Genomic DNA, 14,944 nt, shown 5'->3' on the forward strand with positions numbered 1-14,944 from the left:
TGGCTCGGTGCAGAGTGCCCGATCATCCGCACGATGCCCAATACTTCGTCTGCCGTTGGTTTGTCTGCTACGGGACTGTGCGCGAATCCTTTTGTTCAAGAAGAGCACCGCGAGCTGGCTACCAAACTTTTCGAAGCAATTGGCACTGTATATGAAGTCGCCGAGGAAGAGCTGGACATCATTACTGGATTGTCTGGAAGCGGCCCTGCTTATATTTACTATTTGGTAGAAGCCATGATGGGGGCGGGTGCCACAGCGGGGCTGGATCGGGAAATGGCACGCCAATTAACGCTGCAAACCGTGATCGGCGCGGCACATATGCTGCTCGATACACGCGAAGAGCCTTCTATTCTCCGCCAAAAAGTAACGAGTCCGGGTGGAACGACCCAGGCAGGACTGGAAGTATTGGAAGCCTATCAATTCCAGGAGGCCGTCACTGCAGCCATTCTGCGTGCTGCGGAAAGATCGCGGGAGATGGGGGCACAATACCAGTAAAGTCGTTTTGTCCCTCCTCCTTGTCATGTATAATAAAAAAGATCAAGCATAGTCGAGAAAAATGACGAAGGAGGTCCCATGGAAATTTACGCCTTGTACGGCACCAGTGGAACAGGAAAAAGCACCAGTGCATTAGAACTTGCTCACCGAATGAACATCGACGCCATTATTGATGATGGCATCCTGATTTACCAGGGACGCAAGGTGGCCGGAACCTCTGCCAAATATGAGAAGACAAAAATTCAGGCGGTAAAACGAGCTATTTTTCATTATAAGGAGCACGCTGAAGAAGTACGGCGAAGTCTTGGCGAGATTCAACCAAGCCGACTACTCGTGTTAGGAACTTCGCAGCGGATGATTGGTCGTATCGTCGAAGCCTTGCATTTGCCTTTTCAGGTGGACTTCATCCCAATTGAATCCATCAAGCCTCCGCAGGAAATCGAGGCTGCCCGCTACGTGCGGGAAACAATGGGCAAGCACACGATACCGATTCCGCGTGTGGAGGTAGAAAAAGATTTCCTCCAGCGCCTCATCTCCTCTGCCCAACAGATTTTCAGCTCGAAAAAAGAAGTCATTGGGGAAACAACTGTGGTTCATCCTCCGTTTTCAGGTGGACGCATCATGATTCATCCTCAGGTGTTGCGAAAAATCGTGGAAGCGGCCTGCGGCCAGTTTGATGAGGTCCATCATGTGGTCAAGATCGTCTCAAGCTTTGAGGATTTGCCTCGGTTTCAGGTTTCGATTGCTCTTCAACTGCCTTACATGACAAATATTCCAGCACTTATCCATGCCCTTCAATCTACGTTGTACAAAGAAGCCCAATATTGTCTCAATATCGCTCCCGCCAGCATCGACATCGTCGTTTCTTCGCTGGAGCTAACCTGATCCGGTCCTTTGCGACCGGATTTTTTTTTGGCTGCAATCCTCAGGGGTTACATCCTGACTTGTTGCTCATCCTATACATGATTCCATCTGAAAGGAGCAACCCAATGCCATCCATCCTGTCTTCCAAGCCCTTTACACAAGCTCCGATTCCCGAACCACCCAAGGTCATTACGACAAAGGACTTGAGCTATCTCAAGGATGCTTTGTCATGGGAACTGATCGCTTTCAAAAAGCTGCATGCTTTCGCACAGCAAGCTACTGATCCCCAGGTCAAGCAATGTCTGGAACAGCAAGGACAAATGCATCAACGACACTACCAAAAACTGCTGAGTCACCTGCAAAACAACAACACTGCAGTGATGGCGACCATTCCGCAGACACAGTCCCAGCAACAGCAATCCCAACCACAACATCAAATGCAATAAGGGAGGAATCGGGATGCCAAACCAAAACCAGATCGCCAATCCGCAATCCGGTCAGCTGCCACAAGTAAAAGGACCACAAATGAACGATCGTGACTACCTCAACGACTGTCTGGCTACGTGCAAGTATTTGACGGATAACTTTAACATCGCCGTTCGTGAAGCCAGCCACCAGCAGCTTTATGATGACATGGTACAAATTTTGAATGAAACCCATCAGTCAGCGCGCGATGCTTTCAATCTCATGTTCCAAAAAGGATGGTACAAGCTGGAGGCTGCCGAACAGCAACAACTGCAGCAAGCATATCAGCAGTTTAGCGGGTACTCCACGCAGTTCCCTTATCATTGAAATAACAGAAGACACCTGACCCAAGCAGGTGTCTTCTTTCCATTACCCCCTGCCACGCAGGAGCTGCGATAAGACAAATAACGCCTTTTCCATGTCGGCTTCCTCTGCGTACACATAGGACAAGCGAAGATGATGACTATCCGTCTGATCATATACAAAGCCGGGATTTAACAGGACCCCTTTTGCCAATGCTTCCGTAAAAAGCTTGCGCATCGAAACAGCCTGATGCAGACGCAGCCAAATATAAAATCCGCCATCTGGAATATGCCAATCTGCCAGATCGTCAAACCAGCGAGTAAGCCATTCGCACATCCTGTCCCTTCGGTGTCGCAGTGCCGCTCTTAGACGATCCAAATGCCGGGAATATCTTTCGCTTGTGAGCCATTCTGTCGCCACCCATTGGGAAATAGCACTCGCTCCGTAGTCTGTCTGCATTTTCACATCCGCGAGGCGTTCAATGACAGGCTCAGGCCCTACAATCCAACCAATCCGCAACCCCGGACTGAGTGTTTTGGACAAGCTGCCCAAATACAAGACCAACCCGCTCTGATCCCTCGCCTTCAACGGCAATGGCCCTGGCTCGTCCAACCACAATTCTCCATAAACATCGTCTTCCAACACAGGCAATCTCTCCCGCTCACATGCCGCCAGCACTTGCTCCCTTCGATTTTCTGATAGGCTAATCCCCGTCGGATTGTGGTAAGCCGAAATCGTATAGAGTAGTGCCGCGTTATGCGCCTGTTTTTGTCTCGTTAGCACGTGGGGAGAGATTCCTTCTGCATCCATCGGTACACCAACCAGACGCATTCCCGATGATTGAAACAAAGGCAGTGAGAATAAATACGAAGGCTGTTCGAGCAAGATGGCAGATCCACGGTGAAGGATGCCAATCGATATCAACTGCAGGGCTTGAAGGGCCCCTGAAACGACTAAAATAGAAGCCGGAGAAGCTTCGATCCCCCTGCTCCGCAAATGATTGCTGATCGCCTGACGCAAAGGCAACAGCCCTTTTGGCTCCGAATATCCGAGATGAGTCATTTTGCCTTGCAAGCTAGCCATGACCTCTTCCATCTCCGCAACCGGAATCAAGCTAGACGACAGCTCACCTGTCCCCAAACGAATGTACCTGGGGTCAGGCTCATAACGATTGATATCCTGAATCGTCGGCGAATTGGGGATATGCGCCCCTGCCTGAACGTAGCCCAGCCAATTGGGGGGAGGTGTGGTCGTCAGCAAGGACCACGTGTTGTTGCTAACGACGGAGCCACTGCCTACTGTTGTTTCAATGAAGCCATCCGCTTTTAGCTCTTCCAACGCCGTCACCACCGTGCTGCGGTTTACATCAAAGGCTTGCGCTAACGCTCTTTGTGTTGGCAATTTACTATTGATCGGCCACTCTCCGCCTGCAATTTTCCCCTTGATATAAGCCACGATCTGCGCGTAGATCGGTATGTCAGATGATTTGTCAGGCTTCCAGTCTATCGTCAGCACAGGCACATTCCTCCTCGTCTTATCATTGTACAAATTGGTTGGTTTGGATGTAAACCAATTGGCTGGAGACAACGGATTCACAAACGTGAATAATGACAGTAATGCAAATAGCCTTTGCATCCAGAGAGAAACGGGGAGGAAATGATCATGCTGGAAGCGATTTTGCACGGTTTTGTGCTTGCTTTTGGACTTATTTTACCGCTCGGTGCACAAAATGTTTTCGTTTTTAATCAGGGGGCTCTACAACCTACATTACTTCGCGCCATGCCAGTCGTACTGACTGCGGCACTCTGTGATACCCTGCTCATTTTATTGGCGGTATTGGGAGTTTCCTTGGTCGTATTGACAGTCACATGGCTGAAAACAGTTCTGTATGTCGTCGGCTTCTTCTTTTTGATGTACATGGGATATTTAACGTGGCGTAGCCGTCCAAATACGGAGGATGGAGAGAAAGAGCGCTTTTCTGCAAAAAAGCAAATCATGTTTGCTGCCTCTGTCTCTTTATTGAACCCACATGCGATTCTCGACACGATCGGCGTGATCGGCACCAGTTCACTCAGCTATACCGGAACAGAAAAATGGGGCTTTACGATTGCCTGCATTCTCGTATCCTGTCTCTGGTTTTTCGGCCTTTCCGTAGCTGGTCGTACAGCAGGACGATTGGATCAGTCTGGAAAATTACAGCGTGGTATGAATATGGTTTCAGCTGTGATCATGTGGGGAGTGGCCGTCTATATGGCAGCCCAATTACTAACGACGTAAAGAGTTAGTGAAAAAGTGCATAATCCCCACCTCCTCCACTCAAAATACTTCTAATCGGGTTTTCGAAGTGGAGGTTTGTTTATGCTTTTTACCAAATCGGATGCACTCTTGGATGACTTGTATGAGATTGCGAAAAATGTGCATCAAACAGCGATCTATTTTAATGAATACAAGATAACTTCATTGGAGACTGTCAAAACCTTTTCTACAGAGATGAAGGAGTACGAAACAAAAGGCGACAAGCTCATCCATGAAATCATCGTGCAAATCAACAAGACATTTATTACAGCCATCGAGCGAGAGGACGTCCTGGACCTTGCCGTCAAACTGGATGACGTATTGGACGGATTGGAGTTTTGCGCTTCGAGGCTCTATATGTACGACATTATTGAAGCAGATGAAACGATGGTCAGATTCGGGCAACTCATCGAAGACGCTACCAAGCAAATTCTTCTCGCCATCGAGCTGCTCCAAAAGCAAAAGCTGTCTGAAATGAAGGAGTACATCATCCGCATTAACGATTTGGAAAGCGAAGGGGATGAATTGGTGAGGGGGAGCATCCGGCAATTGTTCAAGACCTCGAGCGATCCGATTCACATTATGCAGCTCAAAGAGATTTACGAAGTGCTCGAAGATGTCATGGATCATTGCGAGGATGTCGCCGATGCGATGGAATCCGTGATCATGGGCAACTCTTAAACCAAGGAGACCTACTTTCATGCATACGAGCCTTCCTCTTGTTATTGCGGTTATTATCCTGGCTGTTTCCTTTGACTTTATCAACGGATTTCATGATACAGCCAATGCCATTGCAACCACCGTATCCACCAAAGCTCTCCCGCCTAAAATTGCCATTGCTCTAGCAGCTATCATGAATTTTATCGGTGCCCTGACATTTACCGGGGTCGCCAAAACTATCGGTGGAGATATCGCCGATCCAGCCAAGCTGGAATTCGGTGTGCTTGTGGTCATGGCAGCTCTTTTGTCTGCGATCCTTTGGAATTTGATTACGTGGTGGTACGGTATCCCGAGCAGTTCGTCTCATGCCCTCATCGGCTCACTCGTAGGTGCAGTCCTTGCTTCTGCCGGGAGCGCGCAAATCAACTGGGCTGGTTTTTTAAAAATCTTCCAGGCGCTTATTGTGTCACCGGTTATCGCGCTGGTTGCCGCTTACCTCATGATGAATTTGGTTTATTTCATTTTTAGTCGGATCATGATTCCCCCTACCAAGGTTAATCGGGGTTTTCGCCTCTTTCAGATTTTCACGGCGGCCCTGCAATCCTTTACACATGGAACCAATGACGCACAAAAAGCGATGGGCATTATCGTGTTCGCTCTTGTAGCCGCTGACCTGCATGCAGATACGAGCACGATTCCTTTTTGGGTGCAGTTCATTTGTGCGCTCGCGATGGGCTTGGGAACCTCTGTCGGAGGCTGGAAAATCATCAAGACGGTCGGGGGCAAAATCACCAAGATTGAACCAATCAATGGAGCCACGGCCGACCTCACATCGTCCTCGATCATTTTTACTTTTACGCAGCTAGGTTTGCCTGTCAGCTCTACCCATGTCATCTCTTCCGGGATCATGGGGGTCGGCGCAGCCAAACGGCTGAAAAGCGTCAATTGGGGCGTCGCTAAACGCATCGTGATCACCTGGTTTATTACACTGCCGATCTCTGCCTTACTGGCTGCGGCCATCTATTTGTTGTTACATGTATTTATCTAAAAGCAAAAGGGACGAGTGACGGGCTCGCCCCTTTTATCTTTTATCCGAATAAAAAGCCCAAGTAAGACTAGCGCGGAGAACCGTATCTCAAATGACGGCAAGTTTACTTGTTGAAACGTAAAGAAGACAATTCAAACTGCTTCTGAAAGATGATATCTTGAATACAGATTATGCCGAGAGCGAGTGATCTTTGATGATAATTAATTTGTACAGGGAAAGGGTGAGTGATCAATAGAGGAGGTAAGCCTTTGTACAACTATTTAGAACTAATGAGTATTCAAGCAAGAGTACTCTATATTCATGATCATGCTGGACGTATCACAACGATTAATGAGCCAACGAACCAGCCTGCTCCTCGATTTTTTTGGGGACAGACTGTTGCTGGCAGTATTGTAAGATTTCACAGCGACGTACCAAATCGCATAATCCATGACATCATGCAATCCCTGAATCAGGGTGATTCAACCGAGCAACTGCCTAATGTTATTCACGCGTTGGAGAAAGACAGAAAAATTAGAAGCTTATGGATGGGGCCGGCTTTTACATTTCATGAAACCGTAAAGGATTACACAGACGCCACCTTGGTCACTGAAGAGAATAAATACTGCTTGGAACCAGGGTTTCCTACCCTTTTATCGGAACTGAAGTTTCGAGGACCTTGTTTTATGGTGACGGAAAACAACATGGCCGTATCTGTCTGTTTTAGCGCAAGAAGTAGCGATAAGGCTGCAGAGGCCGGAGTCGAAACATTGAAAGATTATAGAGGAAAAGGATATGCGATGCACGTAACGTCCTCATGGGCCCAAGCGATAAGACGGTCTCAAAGGATTCCTTTATATAGTACATCATGGGATAATTATTCTTCGCTGTCCATTGCTAAACGCCTTCGTCTTCACCTTTATGGAACGGATATTTCGATATATTAAGGTTTACATCAAAATGAAAGGCCATTCTGGAAAGGATGGCCTCTATTTCCCTCTTCCCCTTTTGTTCGATCCAAAAATAAAAAAAGCAATGCATAACATAGAAGCTCCTTTGCATTGCTTTTGTCTTACTCATTTATAAGCTGTTTCATACCCTCTTCAACAAATTTATCATCCCGCAACTTGTCTTGCACACTTGTTCGCCACTTTTCTTTCGTCAACAACGATGCTAAATCTTCACCGAAGAGGCCCTGCATGGCAACTCGTGTGGCAACAATCGTAGTATCTGAAAAACGGTATTCGATTGTTTGCAAATTGTCTACCAGTGCAAAGGCTGACACGGAGTTATACAGCATCGCTTGCTTGAACAATTTCGCCTCGACGTCGGTCGTCTTGTCCTCGTAATGGATCTCAATCGTAAACTTCTCCGGACGAAGCTGAAAGGTTCTCTTGAGCTGATCCAACGGCAGATGATTGAACATAACCAGATTCGAAGTAGCGCCCATGTACTTGTTTTTGTATGGCAAAATGGATTCCAAATCGTGAGTCAGCGGGCTTTGCTGAGCCAATTGATATTGCTCTGATTGCGCTTCGTTCTCCGGGATAATGACGATCTGAATGACCATGAACAGGACAACCCCGATGAGAACCAAGGCAAGTATGATTTTATTTCGCAATGACGTCACCTTCCCCTACATCGTATTTTAAAATAAGCCGCGGAATGGCGTGGAGCCACAATGGTATAAGGATTGAGAGAAAAGGCAGCGCATATGATACGGCAACGTTAGCGAATTGATAAGGTCCAGTAAGATTCACTGGCGTTGAAAACCATAGATTACTGCCAAAATAGAGCGCAGTCGTAAAGACGAGTGTCCCGACAATATAAAGCGCCCACAGCATCCAGCCTGTTTTTCGCAGCAAAAAAGCAGACCGCACATTCAGACTGGTCAAATGATGTGAGGAAGCCGGTCGATTGCTACCTAGCAAGATCAAATAGACGATTCCGATGAGGATGCAAATCGCAAACAGACTATAGTTCAAAAAGATACCCATGCCCCAAATTCGCAGAGGCATAGTCACGATCCAGGCAATGAGTACGTACAACAATCCGAGTTGCAACAACTCTTGCACAAGTGGAAATATGTATACTTGGCGGCGTTCTCCGACAATCGAATCAATCGAAGGGAGATTGGCTTTTGCTTTTTTCACCGCTTCATCCAGTGATAGCCCATCTGCAACTAAGTCGGCGACCTTTGCCTCCAGATTGCTCAATACTTCCCATTTGAGCTCCTCGATTTTCTTACTTCCTCGATATTTTTGAAACAATTGATCGACATAGTGCTGTAAACTCTCCATCACACTTCCTCCCGCCTTTCGATGAGCTGGTCAATCAATTCTTTAGCGACTTTCCAGGATGCCAGCGCTTTTTCGTACGCCTCCCTCCCTGCTTCTGTCACCTGATAATATTTGCGTCTGCCCCCCTGGCTCTCATCTCCCCAGTACGAAGCAATCAGCTTGTGTGCCTCTAGTCTTTTCAAACTGGTATACAAGGAAGGCTCTTTCAATTCGTAACGCCCACCGCTGTTTTTGAAAATGGCTTTGATGATTTCGTATCCATAGTTATCGCCGTCACACAGGACACGGAGAATAATCGTATCGATATGACCGCGGATAATGTCACTGCTGATACTGCTGTCACTCATCTCGTTCACCTCGCAGCTATAGCATAACACATATTACTATGTATGACAGAGTAATGTGTTACAGAAAGCAAAAAAAAGACCGTTACAGCACAACAGTCTTTTTTGCTCCACCCTTTTATTCAATAAAGTACATCTTACCGTCCACTTCAAGAGAAATAGCGGATTGCGTCATATCCTTCTTCAATTGTTTGGCGTAGGCTACGACTTCATCCAGTGCCTGATTGTCGAGTTTTTCAGCGAAGCTGTAAACGATCGTGACTTTCTCCTTGATCAGTTTTTTGTTATCGTCTACCCATCCACCCGTTCCGCTAATGGCGGTCGCTCCTCCGAAGAGATTTGAAAATTTCGTCAATGATTGGTCGACGTATTTTGCATGAACTTCATCTGTAACCGGGATGCTTCCGTTCATCGTAGATGGGACATAGATTTTGACAACATGACTCAAGTGGAATTGGCTTTGCAAGGCACTTTTGTCTGTTTTTGATGTCGTCTCGGTATTTGTTGCTGCTTTCGTAGAAGCAAGAGCTTGGAGCGGATTTGTTGCAGATTGCAAGGAAAGTACAAGCAGTGCGGCCATACACAATCCGATCATTCTAGAAACGATTTTTTTCATGCGCTTTTCAACCCCTTCATGGATTGGATATAAAAACCAATTTCCATTGTAATGTAGCGCAACACGGAAATGAATCCACCCGAAGACACGGGCTTACTCATCGGGATTAGTAGGCTAGCCCTACACGAGACATTCCTCATGTAAGAGATCTAGTTATTGACCTCATCCGAATAGGAAAAAGGTGTTTATCCCCCTCACTCCGAGGACAGGATAATAGTAACTTCCCAAGCTATGGTCCTCAAAGGAGTTGAAAGCAAAATGTCTCGTCACTGGTATCGGCAGCTTCGTTATCCAATCATCGCTCTGGCTGTGACATTAACGCTACTTTGGACACATCATCACCATCGCCTGCCCGCTTCGTACGCTGTCGCGACGCGGACACATACCGTTACGATTTCTAGCGCTGGCTTTTTGCCCAATCAATTGACTGCACACGAAGGAGAGCGAGTCTCGTTGATGATCGTCAACACCGATACGCGCCCTCACAATCTATCCATTCGTGATCTAAACCTTGCATCTACAGAGCTGAAGCCGACCCAATCGACTCTTTTACAGTTTTCAGCCGCCAAACGCGGTCGGTTTCATTTCGTATCAGACGCACCTGGCTATCCGGAAACAGGCTTCCAAGGCATGCTCGTCATTGACTAGTTTGCACTTCTTCGTCTGGTGAGATTTGCTTCCACCGTCCGAATTTTATCATGAGCAGAGGAATGATCCCGATCGCGGTGATGATTCCAAAAAACAAATAAATGGCTAGCACCGAAAACGAATCTTTGATCCACCCTGCTACCAAATTACAAAACATCGCACCAAGCCCGCCTCCTACCGAAAAGAAGATGGCCAACGCCGTCACCTGAAGGGATGCGGGCGTATTTTCGCGCACAAATTGGGCTGCTGTCGCCAAATAAAAGCCTACTGAAATCCCTTGCACAAAGAACATGGCAATCACGGCAGTGGTACTCGGAGCTGAACTATACCAGAACCAGCGCATCGCGCAAAAAATCGCAGATAGCAAGAGCGTCAACTCCAGTCCCCACCTGCGGACAATATAACCTGCCAGCTTCATAAAAGGAGCCTCACTGCCTGCAAACAACAAGAAGGCAAGACCGATTCCGGCAATGGTTCCTCCGATATCCTGATAAAACAGGGAAAACCAAATATTATTGGCATTCACAGAGCCCATCATGCAAAACGATGAAATCAAAAACAGCGCAAATCGCGGAATACGCGCCAAATCCCTGATCCCCGCAAGCATACTGACACGAAACCGCGAAGCCTCTGTCACTTCTTCCGGAACCTTCTGAAGAAACAGAATGGCAATCAGAAACGCCAAGCAAAACGAGTAAAAAAGAACATGTGGCCCCCATTGCTCGACGAGAAGACCTGTGATGAATGCCGCTAGTGCAAAGCCGATGGCTCCCCACAAGCGAATGTCGCCAAACTGCATGCCATGTCCCTTGGCATAACCAAGAGCCAAACTATCTGAGATGGGAACGACAGCACTTTGAAAAAACGACAGAAGTATGTAGAGCAAAAATACGTAAACAAAGGTGGAAACACCCGTAAAGAGAAGTCCCACCAAGCCGGTGATGATCAATGTCAGAATCAGCACAGTTTTGCGAATTTGATAGCGATCACAGATCATACCCCACATCGGCTGCGCCACTATGGAAACGATCGGCGCGACTGCACTGATGAGACCAATTTGGGTCCCAGTTAGATGGATGGATTCGTAGTATTGCGTAATGAGCGGAGCAAAAGCGCCAAACCCGTAGTAAATAAAAAGATAAAGGGCGCAAAGACTTACGTATCTGCCTTTTGCGCCCCCCAGCCCTATACCGGAAAGTAATTCTGGCATATAACTCTCCTATTTTGAGGTTAATTAACCGTGTAAGAAAACATAACACAGAGCATGCCTACATTATTTATTTTACCGTTGGCAATATTTTCGCCATGTTGACTGTCCGTTTTTTCTCCCATGTAGCCGGGTTGAACTCATCGAACTGCTCCAGGAAGGAAATGACTTCCTTCGTCAATGGAGTCGGCGTCGAAGCTCCAGAAGTTACCGCCACATTTTTCTTTCCACGCAACCATTCAATGTCCAGCTCAGACAAATCAGCGATTCGATACGATGGAACATTCGCGATTTCTTCCGAGACCTGTGCCAAACGATTGGAGTTGTTGCTGCGCGGATCGCCTACGACAATGCACAAATCTGTCTCTCCAACTTGCCCTGCTACAGCTTCCTGACGAACCTGTGTAGCGAGACAAATTTCATTATGCACTTCCACGCCTGGAAAACGCTGAAGAATGGCGTCCATCAGATGTTTGACATCCCATTGGCTCATCGTCGTCTGGTTCGTTACGATCAGCTTGTCTGTCGGCAGATCGAGCGCGTTCAGCTCTTCCAGCTTTTGAACAAGATGTACGTGATCCGGCGCGATCCCCATAGCGCCCTCTGGCTCTGGATGTCCTTTTTTGCCGATGTAGAGCACATGATAGCCTTCTGCTACTTTTTCACGGATCAAATCATGTGTCTTTGTTACATCCGGGCAAGTCGCGTCGACGACGGTCAAGCCTTTATCGCGCGCTTTCTTGCGCACCTCAGGAGACACCCCATGGGCAGTGAAGATTACTGTTCCTTCATGGATCTGATCCAAGAGAGCCAGTCGATCCTCTCCATCCAATGTTTTTATCCCTTGTTTTTCAAACGCCTCGACGACGTGAGCATTGTGTACGATCATGCCCAAGATATGAATCGGGCGGGGCAAGTCAAAGTTTTGCGCTGTTCGCAGTGCCAAGACCATGGCATCCACTACACCGTAACAATATCCACGGGGGGAAATCTTGATGACTTCCATCTTTACCCCTCCTACTTTTTATAATGCGTGAGCGAAAGCATTTCACCCCGTATTATACCTTATTTGTCTCCTGCACGCTTCTGTTCGTAAACCTTCAGATTATTGTAGACAACTTTTAAAAGTGGCGTGGACAAGCCATTTTGTTCCGCTCTCTCCAAGAGATAGCCTTGCAGATGATCTGCTTCCACCGAAAGGCCTTTTTCCATATCACGTAGCATTGAAGATTTCGTTTGAGGACGCTGATTCTGGAAAGTCTCCATCTGCTTGTCGACGATATCCGGCTTGATTGGTGCCCCCAAAGCGTTCATAACAGAAGTGATTTCCTCAGCGAGCTGACGTGTCAACTCTACGCCCCAAGCCGATTCCCGGATAGGACCGACAGCGGAATTCATCAGTGTGGTAATACCGGAAAACGTCGCAATAAACAAGTATTTGTGCCAGGCTTCCCGTTGAATATTTGCGCTTGCACGCATCGTTCCATTGATCTTGGAAAAAGCTTGCTCAATTCGCTCTACACGCTCGCTTTTGCCGCCTTCCCACTCACCGAAAACCGTATCATGAATAGGACTTGTCTGCACGACATCTCCGTCAGCATTCAGCGTCGTCTCAATGAAACAAAGACCTCCGAGCACACGCTCCCGGCCAAAACGATCCCACAGCAGCTCCATATGCGCAATTCCATTCAATAGTGGAATGACGACCGTGTCCTCGCCTACGTACGGAGCGATGGCATCAACGCTATCTTCTAGCGTGTAAGCTTTGTTGGACAAAAGCACAACATCAAAAGGTCCTGCTTCCTCCCCTGCTTGAATCAGTTGTGGCTGTTCCAAAAGCAAATCCCCATGAATGCTCTGAATGCGCAAGCCTCGCTCCTGCAACTGTTTGTATCTACGTTCGCGCACAAGAAATGTTACATCTACCCCAGATTCAACCAGCCTGCCACCAAAATAACCGCCAATGCCCCCCGCTCCCAGTACGAGAACCTTCATCTATATCGCCTCCGCGTTTATAAGTCTTGGTTTGTCTACATTTTATTAGAAAGTAACCATTTTCTAAACCCCACAATATAATGTTAGAAAATCTGACAACAAACGTCAGAAAACCTCTTGACGAACAATGTGAATTGTCGATATAATTCGGAATATAGAAATTAAGGAAAAACCGAACGTTGATAATGAATTCGTAAATTTAATTCGTGAATGGAGTGAATCATGTTGGATATGAAAACAGTCTTGTCCACAATTGACGCAGAAAAAGTGGAATATGTAGATTTTCGCATCGTTGACCTGCTCGGCCGCCAACACCATGTCACAGTTCCTGCCTACGCGGTAGATGAAGGAACATTCCGCAATGGCGTTGCATTTGACGGCTCCAGTCTAATCGGCTACAAGTCCATTGAAGAAAGCGACATGGTAGCGATGCCCGATCCAGCAACGGCCTTCATCGATCCATTCGTAGAAACCAAAACCATGAATATCATCTGCAACATCGTCAATCCAGACAACACCGTCTACACACGCGATCCTCGTGGCATTGCACTCAAGGCTGAAGCCTATCTGCAACAATCCGGCCTCGCTACCGCTGCTTACTTTGGTCCAGAATCCGAGTTCTTCCTCTTTGACAACGTACGCTATGCCTCTGGTCCGTCCGGTTCCTTCTTTCACATCGATTCAGAAGAAGCTTTCTGGAACACAGGAAAAGAAGGACAAAACCTCGGCTACAAAGTACGTAACAAGGGAGGATACTTCCCTGTTCAACCAACCGACTCCCAAATGGATATCCGCAATGAAATGTGCACGTTGATGACGAAATGCGGCATGTATGTGGAGCGCCATCACCATGAGGTGGCAACAGCCGGTCAAGGTGAGATTAATTTCCGTTTCGATACACTGACTCGTACAGCAGACAATTTATTGCTGTTCAAATACATCGTGCGCAACGTAGCTGCCAAACATGGCAAAACTGCTACCTTCATGCCAAAACCAATCGTTGGCGACAACGGATCTGGTATGCACGTTCACCAAAGCTTGTTTAACGGCGATACCCCGTTGTTCTATGAGCAAGGCGGTTACGCAAACCTAAGTGAGACTGCGCTACACTACATTGGCGGTATTTTGCACCACGCCCCTGCTCTGATCGCCTTGACGAACCCAAGCACCAACTCGTTCAAGCGTCTAGTTCCCGGGTACGAAGCACCCGTGAATTTGGTCTTTTCCAAAGGAAATCGCTCTGCTGCTGTTCGGATTCCGATTGCTGCGGTTACGCCAAAAGCGTCTCGCATTGAGTTCCGCACCCCGGACTCTACTGCTAACCCGTACTTGGCTTTTGCTGCCATGCTGATGGCTGGCCTCGATGGAATCAAGCGCAAGCTCGACCCGCGTGAACTGGGCTTTGGCCCAATGGATAAAAACATCTACGACTTGTCCGATGCAGAAAAACACGAAATCAAGAGCGCTCCCGCCTCTCTCGGAGAAGCACTTGTCGCACTTGAACAAGACCATGACTTCTTGCTCGCGGGAGATGTCTTCACAAAAGAAGTAATTGAAGGCTGGATTGCACAAAAACGCGGTGAGATTGAGCAAGTCGAGCGGACTGTGAATCCGAAAGAGTATGAGCTGTATTACGACCTATAAGCAAAGAAACAGCCCTTCTCAGCTGAGGAGGGCTTTTACATGCTCCCGAATAAAACGCTGTTTCCATACACAAATTAAAGT

Annotated in this window: 18 protein-coding genes; 10 read left to right on the plus strand and 8 right to left on the minus strand. The window is 47.5% G+C overall.

Going from position 1 to position 14,944, the window contains the following annotated elements; genetic code table 11:
• The 4 genes from proC to PMI05_RS05540 all read left to right on the plus strand — a co-directional run.
• On the plus strand, window positions 1–495 hold a 495-nt coding region (gene proC, locus PMI05_RS05525), incomplete at its 5' end, for a pyrroline-5-carboxylate reductase (RefSeq protein WP_007718466.1).
• 78 nt (window positions 496–573) lie between these two features.
• Window positions 574–1,380: a hypothetical protein gene (locus PMI05_RS05530; protein WP_007718468.1), complete on the plus strand. Its 807-nt coding sequence runs from the start codon at window positions 574–576 to the stop codon at window positions 1,378–1,380.
• 104 nt (window positions 1,381–1,484) lie between these two features.
• Window positions 1,485–1,805, plus strand: a complete 321-nt coding sequence (locus PMI05_RS05535; protein WP_007718471.1) for a ferritin-like domain-containing protein — start codon at window positions 1,485–1,487, stop codon at window positions 1,803–1,805.
• A 13-nt stretch (window positions 1,806–1,818) separates the two neighbouring features.
• A complete protein-coding gene (locus PMI05_RS05540) occupies window positions 1,819–2,151 on the plus strand; it encodes a spore coat protein (RefSeq protein ID WP_007718473.1) in 333 nt (110 codons plus the stop codon).
• 42 nt (window positions 2,152–2,193) lie between these two features.
• On the opposite strand, the gene PMI05_RS05545 is transcribed toward PMI05_RS05540, so the two are convergent.
• Window positions 2,194–3,642: a PLP-dependent aminotransferase family protein gene (locus tag PMI05_RS05545; protein ID WP_007718481.1), complete on the minus strand. Its 1,449-nt coding sequence runs from the start codon at window positions 3,640–3,642 to the stop codon at window positions 2,194–2,196.
• 147 nt (window positions 3,643–3,789) lie between these two features.
• Between PMI05_RS05545 and PMI05_RS05550 the strand changes: the two genes are divergently transcribed.
• The 4 genes from PMI05_RS05550 to PMI05_RS05565 all read left to right on the plus strand — a co-directional run bounded on the left by PMI05_RS05550 (window position 3,790) and on the right by PMI05_RS05565 (window position 7,056).
• On the plus strand, window positions 3,790–4,404 hold the full coding sequence (locus PMI05_RS05550; protein WP_007718483.1) for a LysE/ArgO family amino acid transporter: 615 nt from the start codon (window positions 3,790–3,792) through the stop codon (window positions 4,402–4,404).
• 81 nt (window positions 4,405–4,485) lie between these two features.
• The gene (locus tag PMI05_RS05555) at window positions 4,486–5,103 is read left to right on the plus strand and encodes a DUF47 domain-containing protein (RefSeq protein WP_007718486.1); all 618 of its coding nucleotides are present in this window, start codon (window positions 4,486–4,488) and stop codon (window positions 5,101–5,103) included.
• Between the two features lie 19 nt (window positions 5,104–5,122).
• Entirely contained in the window at window positions 5,123–6,130 is a 1,008-nt protein-coding gene (locus tag PMI05_RS05560; protein WP_007718489.1) for an inorganic phosphate transporter, read from the plus strand.
• A 248-nt stretch (window positions 6,131–6,378) separates the two neighbouring features.
• Window positions 6,379–7,056, plus strand: coding sequence for a GNAT family N-acetyltransferase (locus PMI05_RS05565; RefSeq protein WP_007718492.1), 678 nt, complete (start codon window positions 6,379–6,381; stop codon window positions 7,054–7,056).
• A gap of 125 nt (window positions 7,057–7,181) precedes the next feature.
• Here the strand turns inward: PMI05_RS05565 and PMI05_RS05570 are convergent, their stop codons facing one another.
• The 4 genes from PMI05_RS05570 to PMI05_RS05585 form a co-directional block, all read right to left on the minus strand.
• Window positions 7,182–7,739: a DUF4825 domain-containing protein gene (locus PMI05_RS05570; protein WP_007718494.1), complete on the minus strand. Its 558-nt coding sequence runs from the start codon at window positions 7,737–7,739 to the stop codon at window positions 7,182–7,184.
• On the minus strand, window positions 7,720–8,409 hold the full coding sequence (locus tag PMI05_RS05575; RefSeq protein ID WP_007718495.1) for a permease prefix domain 1-containing protein: 690 nt from the start codon (window positions 8,407–8,409) through the stop codon (window positions 7,720–7,722). The genes PMI05_RS05570 and PMI05_RS05575 overlap by 20 nt, the downstream gene beginning before the upstream one ends.
• Window positions 8,409–8,756, minus strand: coding sequence for a PadR family transcriptional regulator (locus tag PMI05_RS05580; RefSeq protein WP_007718496.1), 348 nt, complete (start codon window positions 8,754–8,756; stop codon window positions 8,409–8,411). The genes PMI05_RS05575 and PMI05_RS05580 overlap by 1 nt, the downstream gene beginning before the upstream one ends.
• Window positions 8,757–8,871: 115 nt before the next feature.
• Window positions 8,872–9,369 (minus strand): DUF3574 domain-containing protein, encoded by a 498-nt coding sequence (locus PMI05_RS05585; RefSeq protein WP_157230854.1) that lies wholly within the window; start codon window positions 9,367–9,369, stop codon window positions 8,872–8,874.
• Window positions 9,370–9,627: 258 nt separating this feature from the next.
• On the opposite strand from PMI05_RS05585, the gene PMI05_RS05590 reads away from it, so the two are divergent.
• Complete coding sequence (locus PMI05_RS05590; RefSeq protein WP_007718499.1) at window positions 9,628–10,017, plus strand: cupredoxin domain-containing protein; 390 nt, start codon at window positions 9,628–9,630, stop codon at window positions 10,015–10,017.
• Here the strand turns inward: PMI05_RS05590 and PMI05_RS05595 are convergent.
• The 3 genes from PMI05_RS05595 to panE form a co-directional block, all read right to left on the minus strand.
• On the minus strand, window positions 10,007–11,227 hold the full coding sequence (locus PMI05_RS05595) for an MFS transporter (protein ID WP_007718502.1): 1,221 nt from the start codon (window positions 11,225–11,227) through the stop codon (window positions 10,007–10,009). The two genes, PMI05_RS05590 and PMI05_RS05595, sit on opposite strands and share 11 nt — an antisense overlap.
• 67 nt (window positions 11,228–11,294) lie before the next feature.
• Window positions 11,295–12,230, minus strand: coding sequence for a 4-hydroxy-3-methylbut-2-enyl diphosphate reductase (locus PMI05_RS05600; protein ID WP_007718504.1), 936 nt, complete (start codon window positions 12,228–12,230; stop codon window positions 11,295–11,297).
• A gap of 59 nt (window positions 12,231–12,289) precedes the next feature.
• A complete protein-coding gene (gene panE, locus PMI05_RS05605) occupies window positions 12,290–13,219 on the minus strand; it encodes a 2-dehydropantoate 2-reductase (RefSeq protein WP_007718506.1) in 930 nt (309 codons plus the stop codon).
• 225 nt (window positions 13,220–13,444) lie between these two features.
• Between panE and glnA the strand changes: the two genes are divergently transcribed.
• On the plus strand, window positions 13,445–14,863 hold the full coding sequence (gene glnA / locus PMI05_RS05610; RefSeq protein WP_039960323.1) for a type I glutamate--ammonia ligase: 1,419 nt from the start codon (window positions 13,445–13,447) through the stop codon (window positions 14,861–14,863).
• Window positions 14,864–14,944: the final 81 nt, after the last annotated feature.

The organism is Brevibacillus sp. BC25, assembly GCF_000282075.1.
Lineage (GTDB): Bacteria > Bacillota > Bacilli > Brevibacillales > Brevibacillaceae > Brevibacillus.

Excerpts from the sequence above, each read along its gene's own strand:
- PMI05_RS05530 (WP_007718468.1), top strand. The coding sequence starts at position 574 with ATGGAAATTTACGCCTTGTACGGCACCAGTGGAACAGGAAAAAGCACC.
- PMI05_RS05535 (WP_007718471.1), top strand. The coding sequence starts at position 1,485 with ATGCCATCCATCCTGTCTTCCAAGCCCTTTACACAAGCTCCGATTCCC.
- PMI05_RS05540 (WP_007718473.1), top strand. The coding sequence starts at position 1,819 with ATGCCAAACCAAAACCAGATCGCCAATCCGCAATCCGGTCAGCTGCCA.
- PMI05_RS05550 (WP_007718483.1), top strand. The coding sequence starts at position 3,790 with ATGCTGGAAGCGATTTTGCACGGTTTTGTGCTTGCTTTTGGACTTATT.
- PMI05_RS05555 (WP_007718486.1), top strand. The coding sequence starts at position 4,486 with ATGCTTTTTACCAAATCGGATGCACTCTTGGATGACTTGTATGAGATT.
- PMI05_RS05560 (WP_007718489.1), top strand. The coding sequence starts at position 5,123 with ATGCATACGAGCCTTCCTCTTGTTATTGCGGTTATTATCCTGGCTGTT.
- PMI05_RS05575 (WP_007718495.1), bottom strand. The coding sequence starts at position 8,409 with ATGGAGAGTTTACAGCACTATGTCGATCAATTGTTTCAAAAATATCGA.
- PMI05_RS05580 (WP_007718496.1), bottom strand. The coding sequence starts at position 8,756 with ATGAGTGACAGCAGTATCAGCAGTGACATTATCCGCGGTCATATCGAT.
- PMI05_RS05585 (WP_157230854.1), bottom strand. The coding sequence starts at position 9,369 with ATGAAAAAAATCGTTTCTAGAATGATCGGATTGTGTATGGCCGCACTG.
- PMI05_RS05590 (WP_007718499.1), top strand. The coding sequence starts at position 9,628 with ATGTCTCGTCACTGGTATCGGCAGCTTCGTTATCCAATCATCGCTCTG.
- PMI05_RS05595 (WP_007718502.1), bottom strand. The coding sequence starts at position 11,227 with ATGCCAGAATTACTTTCCGGTATAGGGCTGGGGGGCGCAAAAGGCAGA.
- PMI05_RS05600 (WP_007718504.1), bottom strand. The coding sequence starts at position 12,230 with ATGGAAGTCATCAAGATTTCCCCCCGTGGATATTGTTACGGTGTAGTG.
- panE (WP_007718506.1), bottom strand. The coding sequence starts at position 13,219 with ATGAAGGTTCTCGTACTGGGAGCGGGGGGCATTGGCGGTTATTTTGGT.